This is a genomic window from Deltaproteobacteria bacterium, from assembly GCA_020848905.1.
Lineage (GTDB): Bacteria > Myxococcota_A > Polyangia.
In genome coordinates, this window is record JADLHG010000067.1 from 114,926 (window position 1) to 134,998 (window position 20,073).

Annotated in this window: 20 protein-coding genes; 14 read left to right on the plus strand and 6 right to left on the minus strand. The window is 71.2% G+C overall.

Translation table 11 applies throughout. The features are described 5' to 3' along the window. Window positions 1–260: 260 nt before the first annotated feature. Together IT371_28705 and IT371_28710 are read left to right on the plus strand one after the other, a co-directional pair. On the plus strand, window positions 261–1,529 hold the full coding sequence (locus IT371_28705; protein ID MCC6751667.1) for a hypothetical protein: 1,269 nt from the start codon (window positions 261–263) through the stop codon (window positions 1,527–1,529). A 238-nt stretch (window positions 1,530–1,767) separates the two neighbouring features. Next, entirely contained in the window at window positions 1,768–2,013 is a 246-nt protein-coding gene (locus IT371_28710; protein ID MCC6751668.1) for a hypothetical protein, read from the plus strand. A gap of 59 nt (window positions 2,014–2,072) precedes the next feature. Here the strand turns inward: IT371_28710 and IT371_28715 are convergent, their stop codons facing one another. Both IT371_28715 and IT371_28720 read right to left on the minus strand, forming a co-directional pair. Then, complete coding sequence (locus tag IT371_28715; GenBank protein MCC6751669.1) at window positions 2,073–4,088, minus strand: L,D-transpeptidase; 2,016 nt, start codon at window positions 4,086–4,088, stop codon at window positions 2,073–2,075. Window positions 4,089–4,157: 69 nt separating this feature from the next. Further along, window positions 4,158–4,985 carry a hypothetical protein gene (locus tag IT371_28720; GenBank protein ID MCC6751670.1) on the minus strand — a complete coding sequence of 276 codons (828 nt, stop codon included), beginning with the start codon at window positions 4,983–4,985 and terminating at the stop codon, window positions 4,158–4,160. A gap of 250 nt (window positions 4,986–5,235) precedes the next feature. Between IT371_28720 and IT371_28725 the strand changes: the two genes are divergently transcribed. Continuing rightward, entirely contained in the window at window positions 5,236–7,215 is a 1,980-nt protein-coding gene (locus IT371_28725) for a hypothetical protein (protein ID MCC6751671.1), read from the plus strand. An 80-nt stretch (window positions 7,216–7,295) separates the two neighbouring features. On the opposite strand, the gene IT371_28730 is transcribed toward IT371_28725, so the two are convergent. Further along, window positions 7,296–7,820: a hypothetical protein gene (locus IT371_28730; GenBank protein MCC6751672.1), complete on the minus strand. Its 525-nt coding sequence runs from the start codon at window positions 7,818–7,820 to the stop codon at window positions 7,296–7,298. A 224-nt stretch (window positions 7,821–8,044) separates the two neighbouring features. Between IT371_28730 and ispG the strand changes: the two genes are divergently transcribed. Together ispG and IT371_28740 are read left to right on the plus strand one after the other, a co-directional pair. Then, window positions 8,045–9,274, plus strand: coding sequence for a flavodoxin-dependent (E)-4-hydroxy-3-methylbut-2-enyl-diphosphate synthase (gene ispG / locus IT371_28735; protein MCC6751673.1), 1,230 nt, complete (start codon window positions 8,045–8,047; stop codon window positions 9,272–9,274). Between the two features lie 151 nt (window positions 9,275–9,425). After that, entirely contained in the window at window positions 9,426–10,961 is a 1,536-nt protein-coding gene (locus tag IT371_28740) for a hypothetical protein (GenBank protein MCC6751674.1), read from the plus strand. Between the two features lie 26 nt (window positions 10,962–10,987). Here IT371_28740 and IT371_28745 read toward each other — a convergent pair whose 3' ends face one another. Next, window positions 10,988–11,305, minus strand: coding sequence for a hypothetical protein (locus IT371_28745; GenBank protein MCC6751675.1), 318 nt, complete (start codon window positions 11,303–11,305; stop codon window positions 10,988–10,990). Window positions 11,306–11,329: 24 nt separating this feature from the next. Continuing rightward, complete coding sequence (locus IT371_28750) at window positions 11,330–11,614, minus strand: hypothetical protein (GenBank protein ID MCC6751676.1); 285 nt, start codon at window positions 11,612–11,614, stop codon at window positions 11,330–11,332. 160 nt (window positions 11,615–11,774) lie between these two features. Between IT371_28750 and IT371_28755 the strand changes: the two genes are divergently transcribed. The 9 genes from IT371_28755 (at window position 11,775) to IT371_28795 (ending at window position 18,947) form a co-directional block, all read left to right on the plus strand. Further along, on the plus strand, window positions 11,775–12,395 hold the full coding sequence (locus tag IT371_28755; protein ID MCC6751677.1) for a c-type cytochrome: 621 nt from the start codon (window positions 11,775–11,777) through the stop codon (window positions 12,393–12,395). Between the two features lie 15 nt (window positions 12,396–12,410). Then, entirely contained in the window at window positions 12,411–12,899 is a 489-nt protein-coding gene (locus tag IT371_28760; GenBank protein MCC6751678.1) for a rhodanese-like domain-containing protein, read from the plus strand. A 25-nt stretch (window positions 12,900–12,924) separates the two neighbouring features. Next, complete coding sequence (locus IT371_28765) at window positions 12,925–13,419, plus strand: hypothetical protein (protein MCC6751679.1); 495 nt, start codon at window positions 12,925–12,927, stop codon at window positions 13,417–13,419. 102 nt (window positions 13,420–13,521) lie between these two features. Further along, window positions 13,522–14,364 carry a hypothetical protein gene (locus IT371_28770; GenBank protein MCC6751680.1) on the plus strand — a complete coding sequence of 281 codons (843 nt, stop codon included), beginning with the start codon at window positions 13,522–13,524 and terminating at the stop codon, window positions 14,362–14,364. Window positions 14,365–14,485: 121 nt separating this feature from the next. Beyond that, entirely contained in the window at window positions 14,486–14,905 is a 420-nt protein-coding gene (locus IT371_28775) for a transcriptional repressor (protein ID MCC6751681.1), read from the plus strand. Then, window positions 14,902–16,245, plus strand: coding sequence for a zinc-regulated TonB-dependent outer membrane receptor (locus IT371_28780; GenBank protein MCC6751682.1), 1,344 nt, complete (start codon window positions 14,902–14,904; stop codon window positions 16,243–16,245). The genes IT371_28775 and IT371_28780 overlap by 4 nt, the downstream gene beginning before the upstream one ends. 12 nt (window positions 16,246–16,257) lie before the next feature. Next, entirely contained in the window at window positions 16,258–17,181 is a 924-nt protein-coding gene (locus IT371_28785; GenBank protein MCC6751683.1) for a zinc ABC transporter substrate-binding protein, read from the plus strand. A 123-nt stretch (window positions 17,182–17,304) separates the two neighbouring features. Further along, window positions 17,305–17,877 (plus strand): hypothetical protein, encoded by a 573-nt coding sequence (locus IT371_28790; GenBank protein ID MCC6751684.1) that lies wholly within the window; start codon window positions 17,305–17,307, stop codon window positions 17,875–17,877. Between the two features lie 71 nt (window positions 17,878–17,948). Then, entirely contained in the window at window positions 17,949–18,947 is a 999-nt protein-coding gene (locus tag IT371_28795) for a hypothetical protein (GenBank protein ID MCC6751685.1), read from the plus strand. On the opposite strand, the gene IT371_28800 is transcribed toward IT371_28795, so the two are convergent. Beyond that, on the minus strand, window positions 18,929–20,017 hold the full coding sequence (locus IT371_28800) for a hypothetical protein (protein ID MCC6751686.1): 1,089 nt from the start codon (window positions 20,015–20,017) through the stop codon (window positions 18,929–18,931). The two genes, IT371_28795 and IT371_28800, sit on opposite strands and share 19 nt — an antisense overlap. Window positions 20,018–20,073: the final 56 nt, after the last annotated feature.

The window sequence follows — 20,073 nt, forward strand, 5'->3', positions numbered from 1 at the left end:
GAAAGATCAAGCGCACGCGCCGCGCCTCCGACGCGCAGCGGCGCAGGACACGGGCGTGGGCAGAGGCTACGCGAGGCGCCCGCCACGGTGGGGTCGATAGACCCGGGGGTGCCTTCGCGACCCGCGGCCCGACCGAAGCGCATTGTGTCGCGATGCCCGCGCCTTGGATCCGACCGGGTACGCGCGGGGCGAGTCCGTGGCCCCTGGCACATTGGTTGCTCTGAGTGCCGGGGACGCGCCTACCGCTCAGGAGATCGATCATGAGACGAGCTTCTCATTCCCTGCTTCGCTTCGGTCTGGCTCTGCTCCTCGCGTTGCCGTGGCTGGCGTCCTCGGCCGAGGCCCGCAGGAGCGCCTCGAACCAGCGCAGCGCCGGGGCCACGCGGGCCGCGAACCGCTACCTGCAGGGCGCGGGCGAGAACGCCCGACTCTCCCTCACCGCGTACGGCGCGAAGAACAAGGTCACGGGGCGGCTCGCCGACGGGACCCGCGTACAGCTCAAGTTCGACGGCCAGGGAAACCTCGTCTCCCTGCGCAAAGGGGACGTGCTCCTCGAGGGAGCCGGGCTCCCCGCGCGCAGCGGCCCGGGCGCCGACCCGATCGTGACCGCGGCGCGAAACCTCCTCGGCAAGGCCAAGGCCACGGGGAGCGAGATCGTCAAGCTCGGGGCGGCGCTCGACGGCGACAAGGGGCGCGTGGTGATCGACGACGGCAAGCACCTCGTCGGGCGCACGCTGGGCAAGGAGGGCAAGAGCGCGGCGGCGACGACCGTGCAGAAGGGCGGCACGCCCACCGGCGCCTCCAGGCTCGTGGCCGCGCTCGCGGCTGCGGGGAGCCAGGCTCCCATCCAGCAAGAGGTTCGTCGCGAGGATGCCACGCCCGCTCTGCGAGGAGAGTCGAAGCGACGTCACCGTGGCCGCAAGCACGCGCGCAAGGGGAGCGCGCTGGCCGTCGAGAGCGGCACGAGGCTGCAAGGCGAAGGGGTGGTCGGTCAGGCCGTCCAGGCCATCCAGCCCGTCCAGGCCGTCCAGGTGACGGCACCGGCGCGCCTGGCCGTGCGGGCCAAGGTCTCCGCGCCGTCGGACAAGGGCACGCGGCTCACCGCCTCGGGGACGGCGGCGGAGCGCGCCGCGGTGGCGCTGCGAGGCCTTCGCGGCAGCCAGGCGGACGCGCAGCTCACGCTCAACGCCCGGCGCGAGGGGGACAAGATCGTCGTGCAGCACGAAGGCGGGCAGACCTACGCGTTCGCCATCGAGGGGACCAAGCTCACGCCGCCCGGCGGCCGGGGCAAGGACGCCCTCTTCCGCGCCGCGCGCGAGCTGGCCAAGCGCCTCCAGGCCACGACGGTGACGGAGGCGCAGCTCGTCGCCTACAACAACCGGGACGGGGACGTGGTGGAGATCGCCGATGCGCGCGGCGTGAGCGTGCGGACCTACCACGCGGAGAGCGGAGCGCTGGCCTTCAGCGGTCGCCTCGAGGGAGAGAAGCTGCGCGCGTATCGCGTGGGTCCGCGCGAGAAGAAGGACTAGAGCGCCGAACAGCTTGACCTCGGTTGTGAAATCGCCGATCTGCGTCGCATCGCTGCGTTGCTCCTCGGTCACATATTCCCGATATGCTCCCTCGTCGCGCCTTGCGCTGCTTGCATCTCGACGATTTCACGCGGTCGGCCAAGCTGATCGGCGCTCTGGGCCGTCGAGCAGCAGTCGGGGCAGTAGCCTCTCCGCCCGCGCAGTGGCCTCTCCGACGGCGCCGCGCTAACGTAGCGGTATGGGCCATCTTCGCCTGCCATCACGACTCCTTCCCGCCGCGATCTTCCTCGCCGTCGCCCTCGGCGCGCCCACGGTTCCGGCGCACGCCCAGCGGGACGTGCCCTGCGTCGAGGCCTGTCACCGCGCGAAGTCCGAGGGCTATCAGAGCTGCCGCGCCGTGCGGCCCGACGATCGCGCGGGCCGCCGCGCCTGCTTCAACGCGGCGGACAAGGCCCTCGCGAGCTGCCTGAAACGCTGCAAGTGAGAGGGGTCGGCCGGGGACGCGCCGCCTGACGGGATGGATCGCGGCCAAAGTGACGAGATCTAGATCGGCTGTTCTTGCCCCATCGAGCTCGGCGTCCCCTCCTTGGGCTTCTTGCCCGGGGTCTTGGGTTTCCCCGACGGAAGGTCCTCCTGGTAGACCGTGGAGGGCTTCTTCACGTACTCCTCGACGGGCTTCTGCAGCTTGCCCTTGATGCGCCCCTCGAGCACGTTCACCGGCACCGGCGGCTTCATGTCGTAGTAGTAGCCGCGCGTGTGCAGGTTGATGTTGAACTCCTCGCCCTTGTGCTCGAAGCGGTGGCTGTAGCCGATCTTCGTCTGCCCGCGCCGGTCGAAGCGCCGATGCCGGAGCACGAAGGAGAAGAGCCGCACGGCGGCGTAGTTGTAGAGCCGATGGCAGCCGTGCGAGAAGCCCGCCTTGATGCTCATGTAGTTCACGCTGCCGTGGGTGCGGACCTGGTTGTCGGCCCCGGTCTTCGTCACGTGCATCGCCGCCGCGAGCCCGTAGGCCGAGGCGTAGCCCGGGCCGAACGCGCTCTGCGCCACGACGCGCTCCATGCGGCTCCCGACGCTGCGCACCTTCGCCAGGTCGCTCGACGGCGTGGCGGGGGGCGGCACCCAGACGGGGCCGGCGACGATGTTCTTCCAGACCCGCGGGCCGACGTCCGAGATCTTGTACTTGTAGTACTCCTGCCCGTCGCGCATCTCGGGCTGCCAGCTGCCGATGGTGGTGCGCCAGCGGACGAGCGGGATCTGCTGCCCGTTGTAGGTCGTGTAGAGCGTGAACGACGGCAGCTTGCTGCGCCCCTGGGAGAGCTTGCGCCCCTTCTCGTCGAAGGGGAGATCGTACCAGACGTCGCCGCGGTCGATGACCACCGACAGGTCCATGTGGTCCGCGTAGTACTCGGGTAACGCGGGGAGCGGCACCGCCACGAGCAGTCGCTCGAAGTTCTCCTCGGTGTGCGCCTTCATGAAGGCCAGCGCCGCCTCGGGGCTCTCCAGCCCGAGGTGCTTGACGATCGACGCCCCGACGGCGCCGACGAGGTCCCCCGTGCGGTGGGTCTTGCCGTCCGCGCCGCGGTAGCTCGCGCGCCCCGTGCCGTCCTCGACGACGCCGCTCGCGCTCACCGCCCGCTCGGTGAGCACCCGCTTGAGCGACTCGTGGTTGTTCTCGAGCGGCGTTCGCGCGAGGGCCTGCGCCGTCTTCTCGGTGACGAAGCCGTGCCCGTAGATGTGGTTCTTGCGCTCGAAGCGGCGCACGCCTTCCTGCACCGCGTGGTCCATCACGCCCGGCTTCAGCTTGGGCGGACGGCGACCGAGCAGCCCCTCGCAGAGGAGCCGCTGCTGGAGCTGCTCGACGGCCTTGCGCGCCCATTCGCTCTTCGGCCCCGACTTCTTCTTGCCCTCGCCGGGACGCAGCATGCCTTCGTAGCGCTTGAAGACCTCGTAGTTCAGGCGCGCGAAACAGGGCTTCTCCTCGTCGCCGAGGAAGCGCCGCCGGAGCACGCTCAGCGTGGGCGGGATGCCGTAGACCTCGTGGTAGTTGTGCTCTCCCTTGCGGAGCGTGCCGCCGTCCACGTCGATGCGGTCGTTCGCCAGGTCCACGTAGTTGTCGAGGTACTCGTTGTCCTTGTGGTCATCCTTGCCCGGGGTGGCCGGCCAGAAGATGTAGGGTACCCAATCGTCGGAGAGGTCCACGACGGTGAGCCCCACCGCGCGCGCCTCCTCGAGGTCCATGGCCCGCCGCACGCCGTCCACGTAGGCCCAGACGCGCCGCTCGGGGGGGACCTTGTCCGGAGGCGTGAGCTGCGCCGGGGGTCCCTTGGCCGTGAGGGCGGGCTCCTTGCCCGCGGGCACGGGCGCCGGGCCGGGCACGGGCTCGGCATCGGGATCGCCCGAGACCTGCGCCGGGCCGGTGGTGGGCTTCGGCGGGTTGCCGGCCGCGGGGCAGCCGAGCGCGAGCGCGGCGCCGAGACTGACGAAGGTGCAAAGGTGACGCATCGAGATCTCGCGTGGGCTCGCGGCGGCCGAGGGGCGCTGCGCCGACTGTGGCAGCAAGGTTCTGCTCCTTACCATAGGATGTCGCCCTAATGGTACGGGCGCGCAGGGGCGGGTCAAACTCCTCGGTCAGTGCGGCGGCGCGGCCCAGGCCCTGGCGTCGACGCTGACGCCCGTGAGGATGCGCCAGTCGAGCCGGCGGCTCCCGCCCACCGGAAGCTCGCCGAGGAGCAGGAACTGCCAGCCCGGGGCCGGGCGGAGCGCCAGACCCGGGAGCAGGATGCGGACCATGGCCCCGCGCTCCTCGGCCGCCAGCACGAGCGCCGTCTCGAACCCCAGCGAGGCGGTCAGGCGGGGCGAGGCGGCCCACGACAGCTCTCCTCGGGCCCGGAGCTCGAGGGTGCTGTGGGGGTTCACGAAGGTGGGCGTGCCGCCCGAGCCGAGCGCCACCAGCGGGGCGAGCTGCGCCGCGTAGCCGAGCGCGCGCCAGGTGCCTCCCAGCCGGAGAAAGGGGGTCAGCTCACCGTAGCTCGTGCCCGCCTCCGTCTGATGATGGATCGAGGGGAAGGCGTACGAGATCCCAGTGCCCACGGCGAACGGGATCCGGGGGTGTCGCCAGAGTCGGATCCGCACAAACCCTGTGGGTTCGCCGATCCCTCGCTGTCCCGCGGCGCCCTCCGCCCAGACCCAGTGCACGGGAGCGGTCAGCCCGAGCCCGAGGTAGGGCCGGGGGGCCCACTGCCCGGCGAAGCGCAGTGAGAAGTAGCCGCCGGGGACCGCGCCGCGACGGAAGCCGACCCCCTCTATTCCGAAGAAAACACTAGAATATTCTTCTGTTACATCGATGCCGCCCTCCCCTGGAAGGTGCGCGCGGGCGGGAGTCCCCAGCAGCAGCGCGCCGGCGACCGGCAGGAGGGCCGAGACCCGCATCAGGGTGGAGGCAGCGGGAGTCCACATCGCCCGCCATGATGGCCCAACGTCATGAAAAAGAAAACCTTTTTGCCAAAAGGGGAAGCGGGATGGACCACGCTCGCTCACCTCCTCACCCTGGGGATTGCTGTCCTACCCAGGACCCTGGGAGGAGGGGGTCGTCGTACCCCACGGTTTCGGCCGAACCAATATATATTGTTGGTATTATTAAATAAAACAGAAATCGCAACCTGGCCTGAGGGTTGCTTTAAATCCCGCTATGACGCGAGGAACGAACATGACGAAGCGCGCTCAGGTGGGGTCGGCCCTCCAGTCCATCGTGAACGGCACGGCGCGTGGCGCTCTGGCGCTGGCTCTGTCGCTCGCTTTCGTGGGCTGCGAGGGGATGGTGGGAGCCGGCGACGAGGAGAACCTGAGCCGTCAGGGGCAGTCGGGGGCCAAGCAGGTGCTGGGCGGGCTCTGCGACAACAACGGCGACTGCGGCGTCAACGGTGGCGAGGAGCTGGTCTGCCGGAACCAGGGCCACGGCGAGATGAAGATGTGCCTGCCGAAGGGCAAGCACGGCGCGTTCTGCGCGGGGCCCTTTTCGCAGCAGGACGGCTGGTGCAAGAGCGGCGCGTGCGTCACGGCGACCATCAACAAGTACTGCAAGGGACCGAACGAGAGCGACACGGAGACCAAGTGGCCCGATCGCGCGGTGAGCGTCCCGGAGGGGCAGAAGTGCCGCGTGGGGACCGATACCTGCCTCGCCACCCTGGCCTGCCGCACGAGCGCCGACGAGTTCGTGAACCGCTGCCGTCCCGTGCTGCCCAAGGGCTCCAAGTGTGGGGAGCTCGTCGCGAACACCAGCCTCGGCTCGAACGCCACCTACTCCACGAAGGCTCACCCCGAGTGGTGCGCCTCGGGCCAGTGCGGCTGTGTGGCCACGACCTCGGCTTCCGAGTGCAACACGGAGGACTACAAGTGCCTGGGTGAGGGCGAGGTCCCCGCGGTTCCGGGCTCCGAATGCACGGCCTGCCACACCGTTCCCCCGGCGGCTCCGGCGGCGACCCCGCAGGGCCAAGGCAAGAGCTGCACGGTCGGCGCGGCGAACCAGTGCCAGAGCGGCCTGACCTGCAAGGCGGCCTATCAGAACTACGGCACCTGCGAGTGCAACCCGGGCTGCACCGGCACGAAGGTGTGCACCTCGGACGTGGAGCGCGGCGTGACGTCGTGGAGCTGCACCGAGGCTCCGGCCGCGGCCACGACCTGCAAGGGGATCGACAACAAGGACTACGCGAAGGACGCCTGGTCTCCCTACGGGCAGTGCGGAACCGGAACCAAGTGCGGCCGCGCGAAGTGCAAGGCCGACGGCACCTGGGACACCTCGCACTGCCTCGGTGGCGACGCGGACGCCGACAAGAAGTGCGGCACGAACCAGTTCTGCAGCGCGGCCGGCTCGTGCACCGCGAAGACGAGCTCCGGGCAGTGCACCCGGCCGGCCGAGTGCACCTCGGGCAAGTGCGAGCCTCCGTACGGCGGGTCCGCTACCAACTACTGCGTGAACGCGCCCGCGGCGCCGGCCCCGACGGACGAGATCGACGCGAGCACCTTCGACAGCCGGTCGCGGAAGGCCGATGAGACCTGCTACAACACCGACGATTGCCAGCAGGGCCTCTCCTGCGCCAAGCACGGTAGTGAGAAGACCTGCGGCTGCAGCAACTGCTCCGGCGACAACGACACCTGCGAGCTGACCACTACCCCGAAGGTGTGGGCCTGCAATCATGGTGCGGCTCCGGCGCAAGAGCCCGTACAGGCGCAGGGACAGGGACAGACCGCCGGCGACGCGACCTGCCCGACGGGGCGCTCGATGCCGAACAACCCGCACCCGGTGGGGCAGCATCTGGCCGACGGAAGCTGGGTCTTCGCCGCTCCGGGCAAGTACGAGATGGGCAACATCGCGCCGGGGACCGCCTGCGACTACACCTGCTGGGGCAAGGGCTACGCCTGGAACGAGCCGACCCCGGGTTCCTGGCAGTTCTGCTACCCGGATCCCTCCGCGGCGGGTGGCGGCCGGTTCTCCACGCCGAAGGCTCGCGGTAGCCAGTCGCTGGGCGGCGGCATGGCCCTCGGCCTCGACGCCGACGAGGCGCTGCGGGCCTCCGAGGCGGGCGTCTCCGGCAGCTGCGCCGTCTCCGGGTCCCCGACCCAGATGCCGGCCTGGTTCGCCCTGATCACGCTGCTCGGTCTGGTGAGCCTGCTCCGCCGCCGCGACTAGCGCCGAGCCTCTTCCTCCGCAACGCCGTCAGCGCTGCACCCGCCCCACCACCTGTCTCCTTCTCGACCGGTCTTCGAGGACTACTGCAGGTAGCCGCGGAAGAGGTCCGCGTTCCACGCGTAGCCGAGCGCCCGGTTTTCCTGCGCCGCGCGCAGGATGCCGCTCAGACCCAGGCGATAGCCGTTCTTCGTGCCGAGCTGGCCGCCGTAGAGCAGACCGATGGTGGTGCATGCCGCGGGGATCACCAGGGCGCCGAAGAGGGCGGATTCCGCCCACGGCGCGCCGTGAAGCTGCTGCGCGAGGTTCGAGACGAGCGGCCAGTGCGTGGCCGGCAGGCCGGCCTCCGCGAGCAGCGCTCCGGAGCCGCTGGCCAGGAGCATCGAGAGCCAGCCCCGCCCACTGAACATTGTCTTGGCGAGCGAGCCCAGGCCGACCTGGGTTCCCACGACGACGGCACCCGTCAGGGCGCCCGCCGCGCGGTCCACGAAGCCGACCCGCGAGCGGGGCAGTGGGTTCAGGCGCGTGCGTGCGTCGGCGCTCGAGGCGATGGTGACGAGCCCTGCAACGAGCAATGCGGCCAGCGGGCGCGGACAGTGCCGTACCATGGGGGCGTTCCTTTCCGGGTTTGGCCGCGGCCGGTGCAAGCGATGGGCCACGAGGGAGGGGTCCGGACCTCCGCGCTTCGTCTGGCGTTACGAGCGTGTCGAGCCGGCACCCTGCCCAATGGCCAGCTCCGTGGCCGGCGAGTGGAGAGGCTACGAAGCGTCGTCTGCCCCTTGTACCACCCCGGGAAAGGTGCTTCATTCCGTGGCCGACGGAGAGGTTGCAGATGATTCAAGAGGCGCGTCGTGGCTCGGTGCCGGTGAACGTGGGGGGCGTGACGCTCGGCGGCGGACTGCCGATCGTCGTGCAGTCCATGACCAACACGGACACCGCGGACGTGGCCGCGACCGTCGAGCAGGTGGCCGCGCTCGCGCGCGCCGGCTCGGAGCTGGTTCGCGTGACCGTGAACACGCACGAGGCCGCGCGGGCCGTGCCCGAGGTGCGGCGGCGGCTCGACGACCAGGGGATCTCTGTCCCGCTCATCGGGGATTTCCACTTCATCGGGCACGTGCTCCTCCGCGAGTACCCCGAGCTGCCGCGCGCGCTCGCCAAGCTGCGCATCAACCCGGGGAACGTCGGGGCGGGCAAGCGCCACGACGACAACTTCCGCGCGATGATCGAGGTCGCGGCGGCCGCGGACCGGCCGGTGCGCATCGGCGTGAACTGGGGCTCGCTGGATCAGGAGCTCCTGACCCAGATGATGGACGAGAACGCGCGCCGCCCCGCTCCGGTGGACGCGCGCGAGGTGATGATCGAGGCCATGATCGCTTCGGCGCTGCGCTCGGCCGAGGCCGCCGAGAGCTACGGGCTGCCGCGGGACCACATCGTGCTCAGCGCCAAGGTCTCGGGCGTGACGGACCTGTGGGAGGTCTACGAGCGACTCGCCGCGCGGTGCGATTACGCGCTGCACCTCGGACTGACCGAGGCGGGGATGGGCGCCCGCGGCATCGTGGCCAGCGCCTCGGGGCTCGCGCCGCTCCTGGCGCGCGGTATCGGCGATACGATCCGCGTCTCGCTTACCCCCGAGCCGGGGGGCGACCGCACGCAGGAAGTGGAGGTGGCGCAGCTCGTCCTGCAGACGCTCGGTCTGCGGGCCTTCGCTCCCTCGGTGACCGCCTGCCCCGGCTGCGGTCGCACGACGTCGACGCTCTTTCAGGAGCTCGCGCAGGAGGTGCAGCAGACGCTCAAGGCGCGCATGCCCGAGTGGCGTCGGCGCTACCCCGAGGTGGCCGCCCTGCGCGTCGCGGTGATGGGCTGCGTGGTCAACGGCCCCGGCGAGTCCAAGCACGCCGACATCGGCATCAGCCTCCCCGGCACCGGGGAGGATCCGAAGGCCCCCGTCTACGTGGACGGCAAGCTCTTCACGACGCTCAAGGGGGCCACGCTGGCGGCCGACTTCGGCGCGCTGCTGGAAGAGTACGTGGAGCGTCGCTACGGCCGCGGTCTCGATCGGTAGACCAAGGTGGCTCGAGGCGGGGCCAGATCGACTGCCGCCTCTGGCCGGACGCGGCGCGCCGCCAGCCATGCAATGCGGCGAGATGATTGCCCGACGGGGAGGCACGAGGGTTGCAGATTCGGCCCCTCAAGCTCAACCCGAGGTTTCTTCCATGCGCGCCGCGAAGCGTGTGCTGGTCCTTGCCGTGTGTCTCGCGCTGCCCTTGCCGGCCCTCGCGCGGCCAAAGCACCTCGCCCCCTCCGCCCCGCCGGTCACGGGCTACCAGAAGGAGGCCCGCACGATGGGCATCGCTGTCGCGCCGGTGGGTCTTTCCGCCAGGGCCGCCGAGCAGCGGCTCGCGCTGCAGCAGAAGCTCCTCGCTCGTGAGGTCGTCAGGGCGCCCGCTCGGACAGTCGTAGCGGAGCTCGTCGCCGCACCCGGCAACGCGGCGGCCCGCGCGGAGGGAGAGGCCCTCGTTGCGCGACTCGGCGCCAAGCGCGGGGTCACGAAGGCCGGGCGCAAGGGCTACACCTCGCGTGACACGGTCTACTCGGCAAAGAACCTGGCGAGCGCGCTCCGCCTGAAGCGCGGCGAGAAGCGGGTCTGGGACACTCCGACGGCGCACTACGAGCTCGAGGCCACGGGCGCGAACAGCGTGACCGTCGTCGAGCGGCCGCACGACGTGGTGCTGACCTCGCTGCGCCGGGTCGTGGGCCGGATCGTGGCCCGCCTCGTCGCGAATCCGCGGAGCAAGCCCACGCGGCAGGAGCAGCTCGTGCTCGGGCTCGCGCCGCCCGACCTGCGCGCCGAGGTGCTGGCCACGGTGAAGGGCTTCAAGCTGCGGCGCATCACGGCCGGTGGAGCGGCGAACCTCAAGTACGAGCTCGAGCTGAACAGCGACGACAGCGAGCAGTTTCAGCTCTACGCGCGCGTCTTCGGCCCGAACCTGCACGGCTATATGCCCGGCCACGGCCATTCCTACGCCATCCATAACGAGCAGGTCCTCGAGACCTACAGCGGCACCACGGACGGGCTGCGTGCCACCTCGGCGTCGGTTTATCCGGTGGCGCTGACCGACCACGAGGCGAAGAACGTGGACGTCTTCTTCGGGGCCGCGCTCACCGAGCACGATGACGTGACGCGGTCCGAGGTGTCCCGCGGACGGCCCAAGCCCTATCCGCCGACGCTGAAGGACAAGAGCACGCAGAACTCCTGCACCACGACCTTTCACCGCATGCCGGTCGGCAAGCGCTCGGCCGAGATGGCCTGGCTCGACGCGCTCGAGACGAAGGTCCTCGCGCTGGCGAAGGGGGGCCGCCTCAAGCCTTCCGGGCGCGTCGGGTCGCGACGCGAGATCCAGGCCCTGAAGCTCGAGGAGGTCCCGCTCTTGCGCGCCCTCGACTCGCTCTCCCCCTACGTGAGGCTCGAAGTGCTGCAGTCGCTAGCGCAATACGCCGGCCTGGACCAGACCACGCGCGAACAGCTCGGGACCCTGAGGACCTGGGCTGAGCACTACATCGAGCTCGACATCCCGAGGTTCCCGCTCGAGCTGCTCGGCCGGGAGCCGCTGAAGAACCTCATCGGCGTGCCCTTCGACCGGGCGCGCAAGGGGACGACCGATCCCCCGGGGCCGGGATTCGCCCGGCAGATGTTCGTGGGGGCCCCGGAGCGCGTGCCGGTGATCGTGCGCCTGAGAGAGCGCGACTAGCTGCCTGGAGCGGGGGGACGCTCACCTCACGGTCGAAGCGCGATGGTGCGGGTGATGATCTTCTTCAGGTTGCTGTAGCCCTCGTCCTCGGAGAGCACGATGCTCACCGACCCGCCGATGGGCAGGTAGGCGGCCAGCTTGCCGTGCGCGTCGTAGACGAAGAGGTCGTCCTTGCCGCCGCCGTGCTTGGCCCAGGCGTTCACCTCGGCCGTGTCCTGAAAGACCGGGAAGTCGCAGCGGTCGAAGAGCTTGCTCTGGTCGGCGCTCGCGGTCTTCTCGTTCACGGTGAGGAAGTTCACTTCCTTCCCCTCGGCGCGGAGCTCTTTCTGCAGCTTGTCCATCATCCCAACCTGGGATTGACAGAAGCTTCACCAGCCGGCGAGGAGCGCGAGCACCGTCACGCGTCCTCGGAAGGCCTCCATTCCGTAGAACTGGCCCTTGCGCGCGCTCTTCGGCTGAACGTCCTCGAGCTGCCACGAGGGGGCGAGGGCGTCTACGCAGGTGGCGAGGTCCCCGTTGCAGCCCTTGCCGCGGTCCGGCAGAAAGGGTCCTCCGTCGAGGGTCGCCGTGCCGCTCTTCGACGAGCAGCCGGCTGCGAGGGCGAGCAGCGCGCCGAGGGCCAAGCGGCTCGGGTGCAGATGGGAGGTGAGCATGCGTCGTCTCCGTGGTCGTGCCCGAGGAGGAACGAGGCCTCGAGGCGCCTCCCAGCATAGCGGGACGGCCGGATGGAGACCAGTCGCACCGTGAAGACCCCGCGGCGCGGCCGCGCGACGGGTGGCTCGGGCCGAGGAGGGAATCTATACTGAGCGCCGGATGGGACGTGCCCTGCGATGGTGGCTGTGGGGCGGGCTCGCGGCGCTGCTCGGCTGCGACGACCCGAGCGTCGCCCCGACGCCGACGGGGGCCGAGCTCTACGGCGAGTACTGCGCCGTCTGCCACGGGGCGAAGGGGGAGGGCTACGCGGCGCCCCAGGCGAACGCGCTCGCGAACCCCGATTTTCTGGCGGCGGCGAGCGAGGACTTCCTCAAGGCCGGCGTGGTCAAGGGCCGCCCCGGGACCTCGATGTCGGCCTGGGGGGCCTCGGAGGGCGGGCCGCTCTCGGAGGCGGTCGTGACCGAGCTCGTGAAGCACCTCACGAGCTGGCGTCGCGACGCTCCGACGACGCTCGACGAACGACCTCTCGCGGGCGATGTCGCGCGGGGGGCGGCGCTCTACGCGGAGCGCTGTCGCGACTGTCACGGGGACAAGGGGCAGGGGGGGAGCGCGCTCAGCCTCGCGAACCCCGAGTTCCTGCGCACGGCGACGAACGGGTATCTGCGGCAGGGTCTGCGGCGTGGACGTCGCGACACGCCGATGAGCGCGTACCAGGAGCTCCTCGGGGAACAGGAGCTCGAGGACGTGGTCGCGTTCGTGCGCGGGTTACAGGCCAGGTAGCGACGAGGAGCAGGGATGGACGAGCGGACGAGCGGTGGCGAGGGCGTGAACCTTTCGAGCACGGCAAGAGCGTGGGTGTGCACCCTGCTTCTGTCGACGTTCGCCGTGGCGTGCGGCGGGAGTGGCGGTGGGGCCGACGGCGGGCCGGGCCCCGACGGCAGTCCGTTCAAGAGCGCTGCGCTCTACGCGCCGGTGGACGAGGTGAAGGCGCTCCGCGACCGCGGCGTCGACCTCGTGCTCCTCGACGTGCGCCCGAAAAACGACTACCTCGCCGAGCACATCGCGGGCGCCCTCTCGATGCCCTTCTTCGAGGTGAAGACGCGGCACGGCGAGCTGTCCAAGGCGCGCTGGATCGTGACCTACTGCGCGTGCCCCCACGCCGAGTCCGAGCTCGCGGCCAAGACCCTCGCGCAGAACGGCTTCACGCGGGTCAAGGTGCTCGACGAGGGGATCCGGGTCTGGAAGGAGCGCGGCTATCCGCTCTCGACGGGCGAACGGCCGTAGCGGGCCTTTGGGACCGGCGCGTGCGGTGGGCGTCGCGGCGGCCCTGGCGGGTCTGGCTCTCGCGAGCTGCGCTTCCGGCGAGGGCACCGTCTCGGTCGCGCTGCGGGCGGAGCTGCCGGCCGCCTGGCCCCGGCCGGGGATCTTGCTCGGGCTTGGCGGCGTGGAGCTGCAGGAGGCGGGGCGCACCCTCACCGACGAGGGCTTCTCGCCGCTACCCACGTTGCGGAGCGAGGTCGAGCTCCATCGCGGGGCCGCTCCCGTCGCGGTGGCCGAGGGGCGCGTCCCGGCGGACGCGTACGGCGCGCTGCGCGTCCTGGGCACGCCGCGTCCTCTCGGGGAGCTGCCGGGCCCGCCGCTTCAAGGGATCCTCGAACCTATCGCGCTTCCTTTCGCGGTCGAGAACGGGTGGCGCCGGGAGCTCGTGGTGGAGCTCGTCCTCCTCGAGGAGCCGGACCGCGCCGGCAGCTTCCTGCTCTTCGTGAAGGACGCCCGCGTGGGGCCTGCCGTCCCCATTCCGTAGCTCCGCCGTAGGAGATCCGCGCACCTGCGTCTCGCACCTCCTGGCACGAGCACTGCAAGAATCGCTACAAGAATCGACGCTCGAACCCTGCAGGAGTGCCAAATGCGAGGAAGAGCCCTTCTCCCTACGATGCTCAGCGCGGTCCTGCTCCTCGGTGCGGGGCGGGTCCAGGCCTCCTCGGGCAGCCGCGCCGCGGAGGCCTTTCAACAGGTACTCGCCGGGACGAGCCACGCGCAGGCCTCGCTGAAGTACGCGCGGGACGTGAACGGACACTGGGTCACGCTCGAGCTGCCGGGCCAGAAGCCGATCACCTACCACGTCATCCCGCAGAAGGACGGCGGCATCAACATTCGCGTCCAGGGGCAGAAGGGGAAGCGCTGGCTCTTCACCGGTCGCGGGCGTTTCGCGGCCGGGCACGACGGCGCGCCGAACGGTCCCTCACGGGCGCTCTTCACGGCGCTGCGCAACCTCACGGCGGCCGCGGAGCGCGGCAACCACCAGAGCCTAACGCTCAACTACCAGCGGGACGGTGAGGCCGCGGTGCTCACGATGCAGGGCGCCAAGCGCGCCAGCACCTGGCGCCTGGGCAAGGGCGGTGAGCGCCTCCAGGCCGCGCGACCCGGGGCCGTGAAGCCCGTCGCGGCGCCTCCGACCGCGCTGCCCGCGCTCTCCCAGTCCCTCGACAAGCCGCCCGCGGCGTCCAATTCCCGCGTGACGGTGGGGTCGCATCGCCTCGGCTGGTCCAAGTTGAATGTCACCCTGCTGCACCACACCTGGTCGGAAGACCTCCAGCCCGGGACGCAGAAGCCTGCCAAGGGCGCTCGGCACATGTTCGGCGTGCGCTTCCAGGTCGGCTCCCGTCCCTCGCGCGAATTCGCCGTCGGCGCCTTTGGCGGGAAGCAGCCAGCGCGCATCTATGCCGGCAATGGAATGCGCCACAAGTAAGGCCCCGCTTCGCGCCCCTCTCCGCTCTCTGCTCTCCGCTCGCGCCCCGTTGACAGCCGCCCCGCCTTCTTGATAATGGCTTCTCAGTTTCAAGAGGGGCCCCTCGATGCGCGCGCAACCGATGCTCCGGTCCACGACCCAGCGCACGGCGATCCGCCGGTCGCTCTATCAGGCTGACCGGCCGCTCAGCCCCGAGGAGGTCCGTGAGGCGGCGCAGCACGAGGCCCCGAACCTGGGCCTGGCCACCGTCTACCGGACCCTCAAGGGGCTCGTGGCCGAGGGGTGGCTCGTCCCCGTCGAACTACCCAGCCAGCCCACGCGGTACGAGGTAGCGGGCAAGCACCACCACCATCATTTCCACTGCCGCGCCTGCGGCCAGGTCTTCGAGGTCCCCGGCTGTCCCCGGGACCTGTCGACCCTCACCCCTCCAGGCTTTCGGCTCGAGGCGCACGAGGTGATCCTCTACGGTCGCTGCCCTCCCTGCGACGGGCCGATGCCCTCGGCGCCGCGCAAGGCCCGAGCTTCGAGGGGCGCCCGATGACACGAGGCCCCGCGTTCGCTGTGCTCGCGCTGGTCTGGCTGGCCACCCTGGCCGCTCCGTCGGGCTCGCTGCGCGCCGCGCCCCCCGAGCGATCTTCGACGGAGACGCCCCCCGCGGCTGCGCCGACTGCGGCCCCGACCTCCGGGCCCGCATCCGCTCCGGCCTCCGCCCCGGCCTCGCAGCCGAGCGCCCGCGAGAGAGAGGAGCTCGCGCGCGCCCTGGCCCAGGATCGCCAGGCCGCCGGGGCGCGCGCCGCGTCGGGCTCGGCCGCCGCCACTCCCGCGACGCAGCCCGGCCCCGCTGCGCGCTTTCTGCAATCGCTCAACCCCGAGATCGCCGTCATCGCTGACTTCGCTTTCGCGGCGTTCAGCACCGAGACCCCCCTCGTGGCGGGGGGGCACGACCCCGCGCGCACCGGCTTCAACCTGCAGCAGGTGGAGCTCTCGCTCGCGGCCAGCGTCGACCCCTACTTCCGCTTCGACGGCTTCATCGTCTTCGGCACCGAAGGCGTCGAGGTGGAAGAGGCCTACGGCACCACGCTCGCGCTCCCCTGGAACCTGCAGGCGCGCGCGGGGCAATTCCTCACGCGCTTCGGCCGCATCAACGCCGCGCACCCGCACGCGCGGGCCTTTGTCAACCAGCCCCTCGTGGTGGGGAAGTTCCTCGGCGCCGAAGGCAACCGCGGCCTCGGTGCGGAGCTGTCGGTGCTCCTGCCGCTCCCCTGGTACGTCGAGCTCCTCGGGAGCGTGACGAACGCGAACGGGGCCGAGACGGCCCGCAGCTTCCTCGGTGGCGCCGACTACGCCGTGAAGGGGCCGGCCGACCTCGAATACACGGCGGCCATGAAGCACTTCGTGCCGCTCGGCGCGGACTGGTCGCTGCTCTTCGGCGCGTCGGGAGCCTTCGGACCCAACGCCACGGCGCGCGGCAACCGCACCGAGGTCGTGGGCGCCGACCTCTACGTGAAGTACCGCCCGATCACCCACGGAAGCTACACCGTCGTCTCGCTCGACGCCGAATGGCTCCTCCGGCGGCGCCAGCTCCCGGGGCGCACGCTCGTAGACCACGGGCTCTACACGTACCTGCTTTATCGCTTCGCGCGCCGCTGGTCGGTCGCCGGTCGCTACGAGTACGTCACCGGCAACCCGGGCGACGACCTCGACCCCGAGTGGACCGGGTTGCGCCAGCGCGCCTCGGGGAACCTGACCTTCTGGCCCTCCGAGTTCTCGCGTCTCCGCCTCCAGTACGACTACGACCGCCCTTGGTGGCGGGGCAGTTTCCATGCGGTGCTCCTGGCCCTCGAGCTCGTGATCGGGGCGCACGGGGCGCACAAGTTCTGACGAGGGTCGTCCATGCGTCGCCTGCTTCTCGGTCTTCTCCCCGCGTTCCTTCTCGCCGTGCCGCACCCGGCCCGCGCCGGTCTGCGCATCGCCGCCACCGTGCCCGACCTCGCCGCGCTCGCCCGCGAGGTGGCCGGCGCGCGGGCGGAGGTCTTCTCGCTCACCCTGCCCACGCAGGACCCGCACTACGCCGATGCGCGCCCGCACCTCGCGCTGCAGCTCAATCGGGCGAACCTTCTGCTCACCGTGGGGCTCGGGCTCGAGGTGGGCTGGCTCCCCACGCTCCTCTCGGGCGCACGAAACCCGGCCATCCAGCCCGGGACCGCGGGGCACCTCGACTGCTCGACGCTCGCGCAGCTCAAGGACGTGCCGCAGGCCAAGGTCGACCGCAGCCAAGGGGACGTCCATCCGGGAGGAAACCCGCACTACCTGACCGACCCGGACAACGCCGTGCGCATCGCGCGGGTCCTCGGCGAGCGGCTCGGGCAGCTCGACCCCGCGGGCGCGGCGACCTATCGCCGAAACGCCCTGGCCTTCGTGGCGGCTCTCGGCGGCGCGCGCCGACGATGGCTGGCCTTCGCGGCCTCGGTCCGCGGCCGGCCGGTCGTCACCTATCACAAGTCCTGGGTCTACCTGACCGACTTCCTCGGGCTGCGGGTGGTGGCGCAGCTCGAGCCCAAGCCCGGCATCCCGCCGAGCCCCTCGCACGTCCTGCAGGTCATGCTGCTCATGCGCAGCGAACGCGTGTCCGTGCTCCTGCAAGAGGACTACTACCCCGACCGCACGGCCCAGCTCATGGCCGAGAAGACCGGGGCGCGGGTGGTGCGGCTGCCGGGGGGCACGAACCTGGCCGGCGGCGAACGCTACCTGCAGCGCATGGAGGCGCTCGTGCAGCGGGTGGTCCGGGCCTTCTCCGTCGGAAGCGCCGGCAGGTAGCCCCGGCGCGGGGCCCCCGCCGCCTCCCTCGGGCCGGGCCGCGAATCGGGCGTCAACATCCGCCGCGGATCGTGTTATAGCCGCGAGGAATCGCGTTGGCCGCGCAGCACGGAGTAGAGGACCATGACGCGCACGATGTCCCCCTCGGCCTCTCTGGCCATCCTTCTTCTAGGCGTTGCGAGCTGCGGCGCGAAGGAAACCCTCAAGCCCGACAGCAGCACGCTCCAGGAGCCGATCACGGCCCGGGACCGCGGCGTGCCGAAGGCCGACGCCGGATTCGGCCCCGACGCGGCCGAGAAGCTCGACTACGACGAAGAGGCCTGCAAGGTCCTCGTGGAGGGGCCGTACGCGGACGTCGAGGCCACCACGACGAAGGCCTCCGCCGGCGAGGTGAAGGTGGCGCCCACCACCTACCGCGTGGGCGTCCCGCCGAACCAGGTCGGCTTCCTCAAGCTCTCGACCTCCGGGCGCGCGACAGTCGTGCTCTACCTGGACTTGAACCTGCCGTTCGAGGTGCAGGACGCGCAGGGCAAGGTCCTGCCGATCTATCGCACCGCGACGAGCGTGCTCCCCTGCGTCCAGGTGCGCGCCAAGCACGCGCTGGTGCTCCCCGCCGCCGGGAGCTACGCGGTGAAGCTCGGCCCCGACCCCGCGGCGATCAAGGTCATGGTCGTCGTGGCGGGCTCGGCTAAGTAGCCCGTAGCCCGAACCGTCGGGCCGCCGCTCCTGCCCCACCCTCCCCCGACGCGCTTCGCCGCCGCAGCCGCATGAGCTCCGAGGCTCCGTCCCCGTCCTTGACCTTCTTCGTGGAGCTCGAGGTGGAACCGCTCGCCGCGCTCCTCTCGGAGCCGGTGCTCGCGACCTTGCGTGCCGCCGGCGCGGGCGTCGCGATGGCCATGCTGGACCTCTCGGCGCCGCGGCGCGAGGCGATCGCCGAGCTCAATCGACGCGGGATCCCCGTCACGGCCTGGCTCGTGCTCGGGACTGCCGACGGGTACTGGCTCACCGCGGACAACGCCGACCTCGCGGCCGCGCGCTATGTCGAGCTGCGGGCCTGGGCCGACGAGCACGCCCTGCTCTTCGACGCCGTGGGGCTCGACATCGAGAGCCCGCACGCGGACGCGCTCGCGCTCGTGCAATACGGCGGGCGCGCTCTGCAGCGCATGCTCCGCCGTCGGCGCAGTCGCCGCGTGCTCCGCGAGGCGCAGGCCCGCTACGCGACGCTCGTACAGGCCATCCGCGCCGACGGGTATCGCGTCGAGAGCTACCAGCTCCCGCTCGTGGTGGACGAACGACGCGCCCGCTCCACGCTCCTGCAGCGCACCTTCGGGCTCGTGAACCTCGGCGTGGACCGCGAGGTGCTGATGCTCTACCAGAGCTTGCTCCCCGCGCCCTGGGGCGAGGCGCTGGTGGACGGCTTCGGGGCCGAGGCGGACGGCGTGGCCGTCGGACTGACCGGCGGAGGCGTGGAGTTTCTGCACCCGGTCGTCGGCGGACGCTGGCTCACGCTCGAGCAGCTCGTGACGAATCTCCGACGGGCGCGCCGCTACACGCCGCAGCTCTACGTCTTCTCGCTCGAAGGCTGCGTGCAGCAGGGCTACCTCGAGGCGCTCTGCCGCGCCGACCTCACCCTGCCCGTCGCGCCCGCGCCCGCCGCGCGTGCCGTCACGCTGCTGCGCTCGCTTCTGCGCGCCGCGCTCCTGGCCGATCCGCTCTGGGGTCGCGTGAAGCGGACTTTCGGGATCGGTCAGAGCGCCGTCGGCTGACAGGCGCGCCGCAACACCTCGGCGGCCGGCTTGCCCCACGGCGTGTACGCGGTGGGGCCTTCGCCGCTTCGCGGCGGGTCGGTGTACCAGCGCCAGAAATAGAGCGCCTCGACGCGTTCGGCTTGCCCGAAGGTGCCGAGGATCGCCTGGTACGCCCGGGCCTGGAGCGCGTAGCCCTCGGCGCTCGGATAGCGGTCTTCTCCCTCGGGGGGCCAGTGCCAGGGGCGTCGCGTCGCGTCCAGGTGGCTCGGAAAGCCGACCTCGCTCAGGACGAGCGGTCGCCCCAGCCGCTCCGCCTGCGCCACGAGCTTCGCCGCCGCGTCGCTCGCGCGTTGGAAGAGCTCGCCGTCCGACGGGTGGCGTCCGTCGGAGAGCGGGAGGTAGTGGCTGAGCGAGAGCGCGTCCACCGCGTCCCAGAAGGCCACGCCCTCCACGTCGTCCGACGCGCCGCAGTAATAGAGGCGCCCCCGATAGACACGCCGCACCTCGCCGAGCAGGGCGCGCCAGCGGGCCTCTTGCCGCGTGCTCGTGCCGAGCTCGGTCCCCGCGCAGAGGGCGTCTGCGCCGAGCTCCTCGGCCGCGCGCGCCACCTCCAGCACGTAGCCCTGATACGACGCGAACCAGGCCCCCCAGCCCCCCTTCGCCTCGTCGGGTCGCAGGACGCCCCCCCACTCTCCGGTGCGGATCCAGAGCTGGGGCTTCAACACGATCTGCATGCCGAGCCGCCGTGCGCGCGCCGCGTCCACGCGGACGCCGTCGAGGGTTCGCCGTCGCGGGTGGTACGGGCTGTCGTCCACGCGCACGCTGGTCAGGTCGTCCATCCAGGCCGTGAGGATGAAGCTCACGCCGCGGATCCCCATCCCCGCCAGCTCTTCGAGCGTCTTTCCCGAGGCGGCGCTGCCGAATTCGTCGCCGCCCGCGCCGGTCCAGTTCGGCGAGTAGCAGACGCCGCAGCGTAGGCCCGCACGCACGGAGCCGCTCGGCAGCGCGCCGAGCGTATCGTCGCAGGCGGGGAGGAGCAGGAGCGCGAGCGTACACGCAGCTCGCGCGCGGAACGGGCAGGGTCGCACCGTCCGTCGAACTCGCCCGTCGTTCACGGCTTCGGAGCGGGCGAGGCCGGCGGGGC

Coding starts and splice junctions, on each gene's coding strand:
- IT371_28705 (MCC6751667.1), top strand. CDS start 261: ATGAGACGAGCTTCTCATTCCCTGCTTCGCTTCGGTCTGGCTCTGCTC.
- IT371_28710 (MCC6751668.1), top strand. CDS start 1,768: ATGGGCCATCTTCGCCTGCCATCACGACTCCTTCCCGCCGCGATCTTC.
- IT371_28720 (MCC6751670.1), bottom strand. CDS start 4,985: ATGTGGACTCCCGCTGCCTCCACCCTGATGCGGGTCTCGGCCCTCCTG.
- IT371_28725 (MCC6751671.1), top strand. CDS start 5,236: ATGACGAAGCGCGCTCAGGTGGGGTCGGCCCTCCAGTCCATCGTGAAC.
- IT371_28730 (MCC6751672.1), bottom strand. CDS start 7,820: ATGGTACGGCACTGTCCGCGCCCGCTGGCCGCATTGCTCGTTGCAGGG.
- ispG (MCC6751673.1), top strand. CDS start 8,045: ATGATTCAAGAGGCGCGTCGTGGCTCGGTGCCGGTGAACGTGGGGGGC.
- IT371_28740 (MCC6751674.1), top strand. CDS start 9,426: ATGCGCGCCGCGAAGCGTGTGCTGGTCCTTGCCGTGTGTCTCGCGCTG.
- IT371_28745 (MCC6751675.1), bottom strand. CDS start 11,305: ATGATGGACAAGCTGCAGAAAGAGCTCCGCGCCGAGGGGAAGGAAGTG.
- IT371_28750 (MCC6751676.1), bottom strand. CDS start 11,614: ATGCTCACCTCCCATCTGCACCCGAGCCGCTTGGCCCTCGGCGCGCTG.
- IT371_28755 (MCC6751677.1), top strand. CDS start 11,775: ATGGGACGTGCCCTGCGATGGTGGCTGTGGGGCGGGCTCGCGGCGCTG.
- IT371_28760 (MCC6751678.1), top strand. CDS start 12,411: ATGGACGAGCGGACGAGCGGTGGCGAGGGCGTGAACCTTTCGAGCACG.
- IT371_28770 (MCC6751680.1), top strand. CDS start 13,522: ATGCGAGGAAGAGCCCTTCTCCCTACGATGCTCAGCGCGGTCCTGCTC.
- IT371_28775 (MCC6751681.1), top strand. CDS start 14,486: ATGCTCCGGTCCACGACCCAGCGCACGGCGATCCGCCGGTCGCTCTAT.
- IT371_28780 (MCC6751682.1), top strand. CDS start 14,902: ATGACACGAGGCCCCGCGTTCGCTGTGCTCGCGCTGGTCTGGCTGGCC.
- IT371_28785 (MCC6751683.1), top strand. CDS start 16,258: ATGCGTCGCCTGCTTCTCGGTCTTCTCCCCGCGTTCCTTCTCGCCGTG.
- IT371_28790 (MCC6751684.1), top strand. CDS start 17,305: ATGACGCGCACGATGTCCCCCTCGGCCTCTCTGGCCATCCTTCTTCTA.
- IT371_28795 (MCC6751685.1), top strand. CDS start 17,949: ATGAGCTCCGAGGCTCCGTCCCCGTCCTTGACCTTCTTCGTGGAGCTC.